This window comes from Sphaerochaeta associata (assembly GCF_022869165.1).
Lineage (GTDB): Bacteria > Spirochaetota > Spirochaetia > Sphaerochaetales > Sphaerochaetaceae > Sphaerochaeta > Sphaerochaeta associata.
Window position 1 is genome coordinate 643381 of the sequence record NZ_CP094929.1, and the last position, 13516, is coordinate 656896.

13 protein-coding genes are annotated in these 13516 nt (G+C 51.4%); 8 read left to right on the forward strand and 5 right to left on the reverse strand.

All coding sequences use genetic code 11. The features are described from left to right. Positions 1-49 precede the first annotated feature (49 nt). The 3 genes from MUG09_RS02935 to MUG09_RS02945 all read left to right on the forward strand — a co-directional run bounded on the left by MUG09_RS02935 (position 50) and on the right by MUG09_RS02945 (position 2819). Positions 50-733, forward strand: a complete 684-nt coding sequence (locus MUG09_RS02935) for an MBL fold metallo-hydrolase (RefSeq protein WP_244773397.1) — start codon at positions 50-52, stop codon at positions 731-733. Continuing rightward, positions 730-1104 carry a VOC family protein gene (locus tag MUG09_RS02940; protein ID WP_244773399.1) on the forward strand — a complete coding sequence of 125 codons (375 nt, stop codon included), beginning with the start codon at positions 730-732 and terminating at the stop codon, positions 1102-1104. The genes MUG09_RS02935 and MUG09_RS02940 overlap by 4 nt, the downstream gene beginning before the upstream one ends. An 86-nt stretch (positions 1105-1190) precedes the next feature. Continuing rightward, positions 1191-2819, forward strand: a complete 1629-nt coding sequence (locus MUG09_RS02945; RefSeq protein WP_244773400.1) for a SulP family inorganic anion transporter — start codon at positions 1191-1193, stop codon at positions 2817-2819. On the opposite strand, the gene MUG09_RS02950 is transcribed toward MUG09_RS02945, so the two are convergent. Then, positions 2812-3675 (reverse strand): helix-turn-helix domain-containing protein, encoded by an 864-nt coding sequence (locus tag MUG09_RS02950; protein WP_244773401.1) that lies wholly within the window; start codon positions 3673-3675, stop codon positions 2812-2814. The two genes, MUG09_RS02945 and MUG09_RS02950, sit on opposite strands and share 8 nt — an antisense overlap. 99 nt (positions 3676-3774) lie before the next feature. Here MUG09_RS02950 and MUG09_RS02955 point away from each other — a divergent pair, with 99 nt between their 5' ends. After that, positions 3775-4452: a fructose-6-phosphate aldolase gene (locus MUG09_RS02955; RefSeq protein ID WP_244773402.1), complete on the forward strand. Its 678-nt coding sequence runs from the start codon at positions 3775-3777 to the stop codon at positions 4450-4452. Here MUG09_RS02955 and MUG09_RS02960 read toward each other — a convergent pair. Genes MUG09_RS02960 through MUG09_RS02975 form a run of 4 tightly spaced genes read right to left on the reverse strand, consistent with a single transcriptional unit; the run spans position 4449 to position 9131 of the window. Then, positions 4449-5921 carry an FGGY-family carbohydrate kinase gene (locus MUG09_RS02960; protein ID WP_244773405.1) on the reverse strand — a complete coding sequence of 491 codons (1473 nt, stop codon included), beginning with the start codon at positions 5919-5921 and terminating at the stop codon, positions 4449-4451. The two genes, MUG09_RS02955 and MUG09_RS02960, sit on opposite strands and share 4 nt — an antisense overlap. Continuing rightward, a complete protein-coding gene (locus MUG09_RS02965) occupies positions 5921-6871 on the reverse strand; it encodes a transketolase family protein (RefSeq protein ID WP_244773407.1) in 951 nt (316 codons plus the stop codon). Before MUG09_RS02965 ends, MUG09_RS02960 begins: the two co-directional genes overlap by 1 nt. Continuing rightward, the gene (locus MUG09_RS02970; protein ID WP_244773409.1) at positions 6858-7697 is read right to left on the reverse strand and encodes a transketolase; all 840 of its coding nucleotides are present in this window, start codon (positions 7695-7697) and stop codon (positions 6858-6860) included. The genes MUG09_RS02965 and MUG09_RS02970 overlap by 14 nt, the downstream gene beginning before the upstream one ends. A gap of 12 nt (positions 7698-7709) precedes the next feature. Next, positions 7710-9131, reverse strand: a complete 1422-nt coding sequence (locus MUG09_RS02975) for an L-fucose/L-arabinose isomerase family protein (RefSeq protein ID WP_244773411.1) — start codon at positions 9129-9131, stop codon at positions 7710-7712. Positions 9132-9402: 271 nt separating this feature from the next. Here MUG09_RS02975 and MUG09_RS02980 point away from each other — a divergent pair, with 271 nt between their 5' ends. The 4 genes from MUG09_RS02980 to MUG09_RS02995 all read left to right on the forward strand — a co-directional run bounded on the left by MUG09_RS02980 (position 9403) and on the right by MUG09_RS02995 (position 13510). After that, the gene (locus tag MUG09_RS02980) at positions 9403-10164 is read left to right on the forward strand and encodes a DeoR/GlpR family DNA-binding transcription regulator (protein ID WP_244773413.1); all 762 of its coding nucleotides are present in this window, start codon (positions 9403-9405) and stop codon (positions 10162-10164) included. Between the two features lie 254 nt (positions 10165-10418). Next, on the forward strand, positions 10419-11687 hold the full coding sequence (locus tag MUG09_RS02985) for an ABC transporter substrate-binding protein (protein ID WP_244773415.1): 1269 nt from the start codon (positions 10419-10421) through the stop codon (positions 11685-11687). A 79-nt stretch (positions 11688-11766) separates the two neighbouring features. Further along, on the forward strand, positions 11767-12669 hold the full coding sequence (locus MUG09_RS02990) for a carbohydrate ABC transporter permease (RefSeq protein WP_244773417.1): 903 nt from the start codon (positions 11767-11769) through the stop codon (positions 12667-12669). Continuing rightward, positions 12659-13510: a carbohydrate ABC transporter permease gene (locus MUG09_RS02995; protein ID WP_244773419.1), complete on the forward strand. Its 852-nt coding sequence runs from the start codon at positions 12659-12661 to the stop codon at positions 13508-13510. The genes MUG09_RS02990 and MUG09_RS02995 overlap by 11 nt, the downstream gene beginning before the upstream one ends. The last annotated feature ends 6 nt before the right edge of the window (positions 13511-13516 follow it).

Sequence of the window (13516 nt, forward strand, 5' to 3'; positions counted from 1 at the left end):
ATATACGTCCTGTCTTGACAGCATGCTTTTGTTCGTCCATGGTTATGGTATGGATTGTACATATATAGGTCACAGCACCTTTCTCCTTGAGACAGAGCATGTGTTGCTTCTTTTCGATTACACCGGAGGCCCGTTGGAAGTTAAGGACGGAAAGAAGAGCCTGCTGGTGTTTTCCAGCCACCGTCACACAGATCACTTCAATGAAACGATTTTCTCTCTTGCACGACGGGAAGGGAATACCGTTTTCATTCTCTCCTCGGACATCGCCACCCATCTCGTCCCACAGAACGTACAGGTTCGTTGGATGGGCCCGTATGAGGAGGTGAGTATCGACGAAGTGGCCGTCAGGACGTTGAAGTCGACGGACGAGGGTGTTGCATTTGTTCTGCAGGTTGATGGAAAGACCATCTACTATGCAGGGGATTTGAACCATTGGCATTGGGAGGGGGAGAGCGAGGCCTACAACCTGCAGATGAAGCGCGACTACTACGCCGAATTGAGATTGCTTCCCGCCAAACTCGACATTGCCTTCGTGCCTGTAGACCCCAGGCTCGGTCCTTTCTACAGTCTGGGTGCGAAAGACCTGGTGGAGAGAGTGAAGGTTAAAACACTCATCCCCATGCACTTTTGGAAGGACCACTCGGTATGTGAAAAGCTGAAAGCCGAGCTCAAGGATACGGACGTCACGGTAGTACAACTCACCCATGAAAATCAAACTTGGAGGATTCTATGAAGTTTACCTTTACACACAATAATTTCAATGTCACCGATCTTGAGAAGTCGCTTGCGTTCTACAAAGAGGCTTTGGGCTTGGTGGAGGTTCGACGCAAGGTTGCCACCGACAATTCCTTTATTCTTGTCTTCCTCGGTGACGGAGTGTCCAAGCACCAGCTCGAGCTTACGTGGCTGCGCAACTGGGAGAAAGGCACCTACAACTTGGGGGACAATGAGTTCCATCTGGCTTTCGAGGTGGACGACATGGAAGCCGCCCGTGCCAAGCATCGCGAGATGGGGTGCATCTGTTACGAGAATGCCAACATGGGCATCTATTTCATTGTGGACCCTGATGGATACTGGTTGGAGATTGTCCCCAAGAGGCAATGAGACGGGCCTTTCAGTCTCTTGAGCTTGTGAGCCTAAAGTTCTATGCTTGGCCTGCATTCATATGAACGTATGTGGGGGTGGGTGGGATGCGTAAAGCTGATAGTCCAAAACAAGCTACATTTATTTCCGACTTGAAAGGTGAATTCTCCTCGTATTCGGCGGCCTCGTTTTCCAAGGACCTGTTGGCAGGTCTGACGGTGACAGCCGTCGCCCTGCCGCTGGCTCTTGCCTTCGGAGTGAGCTCCGGCCTGGATGCCGCCAGCGGTCTGATTACAGCAATTCTGGCAGGCCTGATCATTGGGGCCCTGGGTGGGGCCTCTTTTCAGATTTCCGGGCCAACCGGTGCCATGGCTGCCATTCTAGTCAGTCTGGTCGTCCGCCACGGTACCGAAGGTGTATTCATCGCCGGGTTCCTCAGCGGCCTCATTCTTCTGGCTGCAGCCTACCTGAAAGTGGGAGCCTTGGTGTCTTACATTCCCAGCCCTGTTGTTACCGGATTTACCAGTGGAATCGCCGTCATCATCGCTTTGGGCCAGATTGACAACTTTTTCGGCACATCCAGCAGTGGAGAGGGTGCGCTGGCCAAGCTGTTCTCCTATACTTCTCTTGGATTTCCCATCGACCTCGCCACCTTGGGGTATGGCTTGTTTGTGGTGCTGTTGATGATTCTGTGGCCCAAAAAATGGAATGCTCGATTCCCTGCAAGTCTGCTGGGTATAATCATTACCTTGGTCGTACAAATGCTTCTGGACCTTCCGGTGAAGGAAGTCGGCATGATCCCCCGTTCCTTGTTGGGAGAGAACAGGCTGCATATTTTCGCGCTTCCCCTATCCGAGTTGTCCCAGTATATCTCCCCGGCGATTTCCATTGCAGCGCTTGGCATGGTCGAGAGTCTGCTTTGCGGAAGTTCTGCAGGAAAGATGAAGGGGGAGAAACTCAATGCCACCCGGGAGCTGTATGCCCAGGGCATCGGTAATGTAATCATTCCCTTCTTCGGAGGCATCCCTGCTACTGCGGCCATCGCCCGTACCTCAGTGGCGATCAAGAGCGGACAGCAGACCCGCCTGACCGGCATCATTCATGCAATCGGACTGCTCGCTTCGATGTTCCTCCTCTCCCCGTACATGAGCAGGATTCCTCTGGCTTCATTGGCCGGGGTGTTGATGGTTACCGCGTGGAGGATGAATGAGTGGCACTCCATTCGCCAGATTTTCTCCAAGAAAATCAAGACATCGATGGCCCAATTCCTTATAACCATGGTGGCTACCGTAGTTTTCGACCTTACCATCGCCATTCTCATCGGTCTGATTTTCTCAATGGTGATGTTCATCATCCGCAGTCATCATATTTCCATTGAAGTTGATCCCGTAACTGCTGAGCTCGGATCCTATGATGCAACAACCAAGGTTGTCTATGTTGATGGTTCGCTGTTCTTCGGCAGCCAGGAACAACTTACCAGGACGGTGGAGGGCCTGCTTTCTGAGGGGGTGGATCGTATTATTTTCAGCCTTCGCGGAGTTGCCACCATCGACCACAGCTCGATCAATGAGTTCGTTGAAATCGTGCAGATGTGCAGAAAGCAATCGGTGGAAGTACTGTTTTGCGGTGTGCAACCTTCGGTTCAGTCTCTGATGAAGCGCCTGGATTTCTACTCCCTGGTGGGAGAGGAGAAGTTCTTCTCCTCTGCTGTGACCGCCTTGGAGTCGCTTAGGTAAAGCGACTGGTGAAAATCCGCTGGTACTGCTTGGGGCTCATTGCCATGACCTTGCGGAACTGGCGGGAGAAATAATTGGGGTCCTTGAAGCCGCACGCCTCACTCACCTGACCCATGGAAAGGCCTCGCTCCTGGATGAGCGAGCATGCGTGGGCAATGCGCTTGTGGATGTGGAACTCTATAGGTGAAAGGCCTGTACTCTGCTTGAAACAGCGGTTGAGCGTGCTGGTGCTCATGTTTGCTATTGCGACAAGGTCTTCGGTGGTGAGGGCCTTGTCAAGGTTCCCGTCCATATAGGAGATCACCTCCCATAATCTGCGGGCGGTCTGGTTTGTCTCACGGGGAATCTGGTCGTAAATGCGTGATATTTGGACAAGAAGCTCGATGAGGTAGGCGTAGGCAAGGGTTCTTGAACCAGAGCCGTAGCTTTGGTCGTCTGCTTCCTTTTCCATGAGCTGGACCAGAGGTATGAGTTCGGCGATTTGGGATGGGGAGAGCGTAAGCCCCACGATGTGTTCTGATTGCAGGAAAATGGTACAAAAGCCGGGCAATTCGGTCAGATCCAAGGCATGACGGGTGATGAGATTCCTTCCATAGAGAATGTTGTACAGTACGAGGTTTTCGACATCCTTGTACCCGTGTTCGACTCCCGGGGGAATGAAAAACACCGAACCCTCGCGCAGCGGTATCTGTTCGGTTGCGGTAAAGTTAATGCCCCTGCCGCTGATGACAATTACAAGTTCATGAAACTCATGGCTGTGGAGCCGGTAGGGGAGCTCCGGGTCACGCTTGATCACCTTCAGCTGCATCGTAGGCTCATAGAAGAAGGAATTTTCAGTAAGGATGGTCTCACTCATGCCGAAATGGTTGTCCATCCCCCACTGTTTGTCAAGAACCATTGGTAGGGAGTTGTCCAGTTTTGTATTGTGTGACACACTGGCTACAGAGGTATTGCCATGGATTTATTGCTTGATACTGCAGATCTTGCAGAAGTGGAACATGCACTCCAATATTATCCCATCAAGGGAGTTACCACCAATCCAACGATGCTCTCCCGCTTGGAGCAGACTCATGTGCTGTCACACTTGAAAGCTATTCGGGCTCTTATCGGTGATGAACGGGACTTGCATGTGCAACTGATGGCACGCGACCGAGAGACGATGATCAGGGAAGCCCACCACCTTGCAACACAGTTGGGCGAGCAGACCTTCATCGCTGTTCCTGTAACCGAGGTGGGTCTTTCGGTCATCAAACAGCTCGCCCAAGAGGGCCTCAATATCACCGCTTCAACGGTTTTCTCCACCATCCAAGGGATTCTCGCGATGCTCAGCGGGGCACGCTATGTCGCTGTCTTTTACGACAGGATGCTCAATCTCGACATCGATGCGGGCAGGGTCATCAAAGAGCTTGCCGGTTTGCTTTGGACGAACACTAGTTCCACCCAGGTCCTTGCTGCGAGTTTTCGCAACGTGGCCGAGGTCACCAATGCCTACGCCAGCGGAGCCGGAAGCTGCACCGTGCGGCCGGAGCTTCTTTCAACCGGCCTTGCCATGCCCTCGATCAAGAAGGCGGTGCAGGATTTTGCCGATGATTGGAAGAAGGTCTACGGGGACAAGACTCTCCTGGAGCTTTAGCAAGAGAGGGCCTTCCCCACCGCTTTCTGCCAACCCAGGTATAGTCTGTCTCGCTCCTTGCTGTCCATGCCTGCATGATAGAGTGCCTTCGGTGGTCTGTCGAAAGCCGTCTGTTCATCCAAAATGCCCAGCTTCAACAATGCAAGCAACGCCGGCCCTTGTCCGCTCAACTCCTCAAGATTCGCCACCCGCACTTCGCTTTGCAATATGTCGGATTGGAACTGCATCAGGAATGTGTCGTTGGTAGGCCCTCCATCGACTCTGAGGCTCATAATGTCCTTGTGACTGTGTTTCTGCATGAGAAAGAGTATGTCGGCTATTTGATAGGCTATCGCTTCCTCTGCTGCTTTCACTAATTCAGCTTTTCCTGTTCGGCGGTCCATGCCGATGATCAGGGCTCTGGCATTTGCATCCCAATAGGGGGCACCCAGTCCGGAGAAAGCCGGTACCATGTACAGTCCTTCAACCACCCTGGCCGATTGTGCCATTTTACCAGCTTCCTTTGAACTGGCAATGAGACCCAGATCATCGACCAAGTAGGAGATGGTCGCTCCGCTGTAGTTTATATTGCCTTCCAGGACATACGTTATGTTTCCATCCATTCCCCAGGCCACACTGGTTACCAAATCCTCACACAACACTGCCTCAGAACCAATATTCATCATGATCGAGGAACCGGTGCCATACGTTGCCTTGGTCAATCCCTCCCGGAGGCAGCCTTGTGCAAACAAGGCGCCTTGGGAGTCCCCGAGCACTCCGCATAGAGGAACAGACGATTGCAACAAACCTCCGATGGTGGTATGAGCGAAGACTGCGTTGGAGTCGCACACCTCGGGCAGGCAATCGAGAGGGATGCCGAATAATTGGGCCACCTCAATGTCCCAGTCGAGCTTCACAAGGTTCAGCAGCTGGGTTCGTGATGCATTGGAATAATCGGTTTTCACTACCTTCTCCTCACTGAGATGGTGAAGAAGGAAGCTGTCCATGGTGGAGAGTACAAGCTGTTGATTCTCTGCGGCCTGCCTGACCTGTTCTACATGGTTCAGCAGCCAAGAGAACTTGGCTGCGCTGAAGTAGGGGGAGAGGTGCAGTCCGGTATGGCTGTGGATCAATGTTTTTTGGTCGCTCAGATTATTGCAGATCTCCTGGGCACGTCCGCACTGCCAGACGATGGCGTTGTAAAGCGGATTGCCGGTGGTTCGGTCCCAAGCCAGGGCTGTCTCCCTCTGGTTGGAGATTGAGACGGCCTTGATGCAATTACGGTCAACTCCGGTTTGAAGGAGCAACTGTTCCGCCGCCTTGAAGACATTGGCAAGAATCTCCTGTGCATCGTGTTCCACCCATCCCTGGTCGTTGATGATTTGTCGGTGAGGGATGTCCGCTCTGCCAACCAATGCCGCGTTCCGGTCAAACAGGAGGGCTTTGGTTGTAGAAGTGCTTTGGTCGAAACTGAGAATATATTGGTTCATCACCGCTTCCTCTGAAGAAGTTTTCTTGCTGATTCTGCTATTCCTTTTGCATCGAGGCCATACTCGCTAAACAGCTCAAGGCTGGTTCCTGTCACCAAGTACTCATCGGGAAGACCCAAGGTGGTTACGGGAACTGGATGATTCGCACAGACTATCTGGCTTACCGTAGCACCCAGCCCCCCATTGATGCTGTGTTCTTCCACGGTCAGGATTGCCCCGGTTTCCCCGGCGGCTTTGATGATCGCTTCTTCATCGAACGGCTTGAGTGTGGCCATGTCCAGAACACGGGCTTCAATGCCCTGAGTCTTGAGCAATGTTGCCGCTTCAAGAGCATGATACACCATCTCCCCGCAGGCGACCAAGGTCAGGTCGCAGCCTTCCTTGAGCGTATTGGCCTTACCGAATACAAAGGGTTCCATGCCCAATTCCTCAGTGTACACTGCTGGAACCTTCTCCCTTCCTATACGAAAGAAGACAGCGTCCTTTGTCTGGGCCACTGAGCGCAGGGCTGCTGCAGTCTGAATGGCATCACAGGGAATGATGAGTGTAAGATCGGGGATGCAGCGAAGAGCTGCAATATCGTGCAGGGTATGGTGGCTTGCTCCCAAGGCACCGTAACTGATTCCTCCGCTGACTCCCAGAATTTTTACATTCTGATGGGAGTAGGCTACATCCACTTTGATTTGTTCGAGACTACGGGCCGTCAGGAAGCAGGCGGGAGCGCAGACATAGGGTTTCTTTCCGACCACCGACAGCCCGGCTGCAACGCCAATTTCATTCTGTTCGGCGATTCCAATTTCCACAAACTGGTCGGGCAGTGTTTTTACATAGGTGTTCAACGAGCATGATCCACGGGCGTCACTGCTGATGACGATGATATCAGGATCGTTTTTGGCCAGCTCGAGCAGGACCGTCGTATATGCCTCTCGGCATGCTTTAGAGTTTGGCATTGCGAAGTTCCTCCTCAAGGCGTGTAAAAGCAGCCATAGCCTCTTCATAGAGTCCCTTGTTCGGAACCCCGTGGTGCCAGGACGCTACGTTCTCCATCGCCTTCACGCCTTTGCCTTTGATGGTATGGGCGATGATCAACGTTGGTTTTTCCGGCTTCAGGGGCGTGGACGTCAAGGCTTGAACAACCTCATCCATGGCATTGCCGTCGATCTCCTTGACCTCCCAACCAAAGCTCTCCCATCGGGCTGCCAGCGGCTCCAAGCTCATGACATCTTCGGTCGAGCCCGAAATCTGCAGATGGTTGCGATCGATGATCGCCACCAGGTTGTCCAACTTGTAGTGGCCTGCCGCCATAGCAGCTTCCCACACCGAGCCTTCGGCCTGTTCGCCGTCACCCATAAGGGTGAAGACGCGATTGGTCTTGCGGTCTTTTTTTAGTCCAATGGCCATCCCCACGGAAATGGACAATCCGTGTCCAAGTGCTCCTGTATTCATCTCGATGCCGGGAATTTTGTTGTTGGGATGTCCAATGAGGCGGCTTTTGAATCTGCTGAAGGTCTCCAGCTCTTCGGGGGGGAAGAAACCTCGTTCGGCCAGGACTGCAAGATACCCTTCGACGCAATGGCCCTTGGAGAGAATGAAGTAATCCCTCTCCTCCCAGAATGGGTTGGAAGGGTCCAACTTGAGAACATGGAAAAAGAGTGCGGTCATAATATCGGCGGAGGACAAGGCCCCGCCGGTATGGCCTGTCTTTGCATGATAAATCATCGATAGCAGGGCCTTGCGTGTCTGCACGGCTTGCACCTTGAGTTCTTGTAGTGTCATCTGGTTCCTCATTTACTGCATCGAGGGGACATCTTCACCCCGGAGGTAGGCTTTCACATCCTCCTCAATCGGATCATAGAAGTCTGGTTCCACGTTGATGTACTTGCAAGCCTCATACAGCACGGGAACGATGTTCTGATGGATGCCTACACAGTGGTGGATGTACGGACCGGTGACAATCTTATGTTCAAGCCTCTTGATGTTCTCCACCTCGATCCACAAGTAGGTCCCCATGCACTTCGGGCCGTCGGTCCCTTCTGCGGTGCCGAGCAGGAGGGAATAGTGTCCATTGTCCCCATCGAATCGACACAGTGTGACCTTTCCGCTTTTAGCTTCGGCAGTGAGACTTCCAGGATGGTCGAAGGCCAGCGGATAGCCGAGAATCGGCTTCTCCTTTGCCACCGAAACCGGCCAGGGGCCGCAATGCTGCAAGAGCTCGCCGTTTGGAATATCGGGGTGTCGGATGGTCCAGTCGGCAAAGAAGGAACGATTCTTTCCCATCCCAGCGGCTTCCACCAACAAGGCTGTAATAGCTCCATGGATATCGGTCTCACACACTACCGGAATTCCTTCGTCATTCATAAGTGCATTGGCTGCACAAGGCATGATGCCCAATTCAGACTGCAAGGCGTTCCAGCACTGGATGGCCACCGCCTGACACCCATAGTGGGATGCCAGCTTGGTCATAGCCACTTTCAGCGCTGCAATAACTTCCAGCTGCTCGTCGGTGACCTGGATGATCATGCTCTCTTTTACATACTGGATCACCTTCTGGATTTCTTGTCGATCAGTTTTCTGACAGTCTCTGATCGTCTGGATCAGTTCGGGCATGGGGATCGGGGCGAGCTGGACATTGTACTTCTCCAAGAGCTCGCCTTCATTGCACATGGTAGTAAGAAAATCGAAGGGGCGGGTGGATATCTGCAGGATTCTGATAGACTTGAAGGTCTTTACGACATTGCAGACAGCGAGGAAGTCACGAAGTCCGCGTTCGAACACAGGGTCGCTGAGTCTGCAGTTGGTCATATAGGTGAAAGGAACCTGGAAGCGTCTGAGAACCTTTCCGGTTGCAAACAGTCCGCACTGGGTGTCGCGCAGTCTCACTCCGTCAGGTTCCGGCCGTTCATCGAGCGGGCCCCACAGCAGTACAGGCACCCCCATTTCTTTTGCAAGACGGGCGACTACATATTCGGTGCCGAAGTTGCAGTGGGGAAGAAAGAGGCCGTCGACGCCCTCAGCCTTGAACTTTTGGGCTATTCGCTGCATGTCATGATCGTCATAGAGCAGTCCTTCTTCATTGATATCGGTGATATCGACGAACTCAATACCCAATTCAAGAAGACGATCGCGGGTAAGGTTGCGGTATTTAATTGCATCGGGTGCACTGAAAATGCTTCTTCGGGTGGGCGCATAGCCCAATTTGATGGTAGGCATGATGACACTCCTTATAGGATTTATCTCGTTAAGCCCATGGTATTCCAAGTTTTCGTATTCGTCAATGAAAAATATTTCGATTGTTTTCTTTTGGCTTTCTTTTGTTTACAGTTAAAAAGGTGGTCTCTGAAATATCCAGCTATTGTGAGCAAGATAATTTGTACTTTCAAGCTTCGAACTTGCGATATTTCGTTAGGATTCAAAAACAAACCTTTTCTTTTCATTTGTTTCCGAGTATGATACCAAAGGAATACGACGAGAGGGTGAAAGCATGTTTCAAGATCAACGGAGAGAGAAAATCCTGCAGCTGTTGCAGGAAAACGGCAGCTGCCGCGTACAGGAGCTCAAGGAGCTGTTCAAGGTATCGGAGCCCACCATTCGAGGTGATTTGGAGAGTTTGGAAAAACATGGCTTAATCACCCGCCAGCATGGGGGTGCCTTCATCAATTCGCTTGCTTCGGCAAATCTTCCGCTCACTCCGCCGCGCCGCGGCCATGAGGAAGAGAAGGCCAGGATTGGGAAAAAGGCTGCTGAATTTGTCAGCAATGGGGATAACATCATCCTCGATTCGGGAACAACAGTCACGGAAATGGTCAAGCATCTGGGAGACCGGACCAACCTTAATATTGTTACAAATGCCCTCAATATTGCCCTGCATCTGGGTATGGAGCCTTCAAATCGCGTTTTGGTGGTGGGTGGGGAGTTCAAACCCCCTACGCTCTCGCTTACAGGAGAGAAGGGGCTTCTCCTCTTTGAAAACCTCTATGTGGAAAAACTCTTTTTGGCAACCGGTGGCTTCAGTTTGGACGCCGGTCTTACCTATCCCTCCTTCAGCGACATCGCCCTCAAGCGTGCCATGATTGCATCAGCAAAGACGGTCTACCTGCTTGCAGATTCCAGCAAGCTCGAGAAAGTCCAGTTTGCTTCGCTTGGGTGTGTAGACAAGATCAAGTATCTGCTTACCGACAGCGGTATCGACAGCGAGTATGCAAAACGCCTGAGAAATGCAGGGATCAATGTGATCATTTGCTAAGCAGCTTCCAAACACTGCCTGACACCTTCGGTTTTTCGGAGGTGTTTTTCTTTTGGTGAAAGCGGTACGAAAAAAAACTGGAAGGTAGTAATTACTGACAAATAATTACGATTACATTCGAATCATGCACAAATTTTCGTGTAATCAACGAAAAGTTTTCATTGCATTCTTCATAACCCTGTTATACACTACTATTGGGTTCGAAAACAAAAGCATTCGAAACAAAAAGAAAAATTATAGTAGGAAGGTATGACATGAAAAGAAAGTCTATCGTGCTTCTGTCCCTTGTGTTGGCCTGTTCCATGGCTCTTGCATTTGCTGCAGGCGCCAAGGAAAGTGCAGGTGCCGCACAAGAAGTGAAGACCATCAAGTTCTACGGCTCTGATGCCCAGTATAACAAGAACATCATTGCAAAATTTGAAGCTGAAAATCCTGATGTAAAGGTTCAGATTGTGCCCATCGATTTTGACAACGCAGAGCAGATCATCAAAACGGGTATTGCCTCTGGTAATCCTGTCGATGTCTCCTTCTTCTGGGGAAGCCAGATCAGCGCATTCGTTTCCAGCGGAATGGCATTAGATCTGACTCCGTATCTTACTGCAGACAACAATGCATGGATGAATACGTTTGTTCCCAAGTACATCGATGCAGGAAAAATTGACGGCAAGTACTATGCAGTCAGCTACCAGCCGGTTATCGAAACGCTGTTCGTCAATGAAACGATTTTTGCTGAGAACAACCTGCAGGTTCCCACCACCTGGGATGAACTGCTGGTTGTTGCAGAACAGTTGAAGCAGAAGGGCATCTATGCACTTGGCAACTGGTCCGGCCAGAACCACCAGCTGTTGGTGTTTGCCTACCAGGTCATGGCTAACAATGGCGTACTTGAGCAGGCTGCAGCCGGCAAGCTTCCGTTTGCTGGTTCGAATGAGGCTCCCGGCCTGAGAACGGCGCTTGAATTGCTGCGTGATGTCTATAAGAAGGGTTACTGGTATCCAGGTGAAGGCGCTCTTACTGCAACCAAGGACCAGGTACAGGCTGCGTTCTTCCAGGGCAGAATCGCCATGCTCTTCGATGCAGGCTCCAACGTCGGCCAGTATGAGAAAGATGCTCCGTTCAAAGTCGGCGTAGCCAAGTTCCCCTTGGTGGAGAAGGGTGGCAAGTATGGTGTGAACGTAGTAACTAATGCACTCTTTGTTCCAATAAATGCTGCACATAAGGAAGAAGCTGTGCGCTTCATCAAGTTCTATACCAGCGAAGCCGGCCAGAGCGAGACCATGGCTACCGGCAGACTTCCTTCGATCAAGGCCAAGCAGGACAAGATCGACAACAAGCTGATGCAGGCGCTGATGAACACCACCACCGGTGACAACGTAGTCAGCTACCGCCACATGCAGAATATCTCCCCTGAAGTAAACAGCTATTTGCAGAACGACTTGGTCGGCGCAGTCTGTGCCGGCGAATCCATCGATTCCGCACTAGCCAAGCTTGAAGCTTTGCGCGTCAAGGCAATGGGCAAGTAAGGACGATTCTCTGGATGGAAGGCCCTCCCCGATTGGGAACGGGCCTTCCTGTCTTTCTCTCGTTATGTTGGAGTGTAGTATGGCATCACAACCCGGCAACGCACTGAAGCGGTCGTATATGATCAAGGGCTTTCTCTTTTTGCTGCCCGCAACCTTGGTCTACCTCTTTTTTGCAGTTATCCCCTTTTTCGATAATCTGGTACTCTCCTTCCAAGACTGGAATGGGTTTAGTGCACGAGTGTTTGCAGGCTTTGACAATTATCTGGAGTCGTTTCGCGATGCAAATTTTCTTCTTGCCATCAAGAATTCCGTCTATCTGGGTGTTGTCTCTTCCATCATCAGCGTTGTTATTGGAGTGTTGCTTGCTTGGTTGTTGCTCTTCGTTGGAAAACGAAGCGGTGGCTTTTTCAGAACCATTCTGTTCTCTCCCAGCATGATTCCTGCCGTCATTACGGCCTTGATCTTCTCCTTTGTGTATGAGCCGGAGATCGGAGTGCTGAACCAGCTTCTGAAAGTCCTTAATCTTGGGAGTCTGCAGACGGCATGGCTTACCAACCGCACTACCGTGCTCAACAGTATTTTGTTTGTATCCGCCTGGAAACAGGTCGGCCTGACCATGGTGCTCTGTTTTGCCGGAATGCAGGCAATCTCGCCCTCCTTGTTGGAATCAGCGCGGCTTGAGGGAGCAGGGGATTGGGCGATCCTGAGAAAAATCATCCTCCCCTTGATTATGAGCTTTGTTCAGCTCAGCGCCATCTTTGCGCTTATGTCCGGTTTGAAAATCTACGACACTGTATTGGCCCTCACCAACGGCGGCCCTGGAAAATTCTCCGTCGTCATGCCGATGTGGATCATGCAGAATGCCTTCTCGTTCAATCAATACGGATATGGGGCGGCAATGTCTGTCATTTTTGTGTTGATCGTACTTGCAGGCATGCTGCTTACCAAGCGCTTGATCAAGGGGGACAGCTATGAGCTCTAAGAACACAATTCTCTACAATAATAAACCTTTGGTCATCATTGCCTATACGATTCTCATTTTGGGAACTTTGCTGGTAGCCTATCCGATTCTGTTTCTGTTTTTCACCTCGTTGAAATCAACCAGCGAATTCTATGTCAATTTATTCGGCTTCCCCAAAGAGCCGGTCTGGGCCAACTATGCTGCAGCCTGGTCTACCGGACATTTGGGGGATTATTTTTTCAATTCCGTCTTCGTAACCGTCATTGCTGTACTGTTGACCACCGTCCTGACAACCTTGGGCGGGTATGCACTGGGAAGAATGAACCTGCCCAAGAGCGAGCTGATCATCATGGCTTTCATGACGTTCAACTTCATTCCCGGCATCGCCATCTACATCTCATTGTATAAAATGATGGCCTCGGCAAGTCTGCTTACCAGTCATGCCGCCCTGATCCTTCCCTATACCGCCTGGCAGATTCCGTTCAGCATGTATATTTTCAAGAAATATTTTGAGACCATTCCCATGGATATTATTGAATCGGCACGCATCGACGGATGTTCGGAGCTCACCACCTTCTTGCGTATCGTCATGCCTCTGATCACCCCCGCCGTTGCAACCGTCATTGTCTTTACCTTCATCGGCAACTGGGGCGAACTTATGTGGGCCCAGATTACCACCGCGAGTTCGATGAATCTCAAGACGCTGCCGGTCGGTTTGTTGAACTTCAAGACGGAGATGGGTGTACAGTGGGGACAGTATGCTGCCGGCCTGAGCTTGGTCACCGTTCCCTTGTTGCTGATATTCGGATACTTTCAAAAATACTTTGTTGCCGGACTGACCCAGGGTGCGGTCAAAGGCTGATAGGAG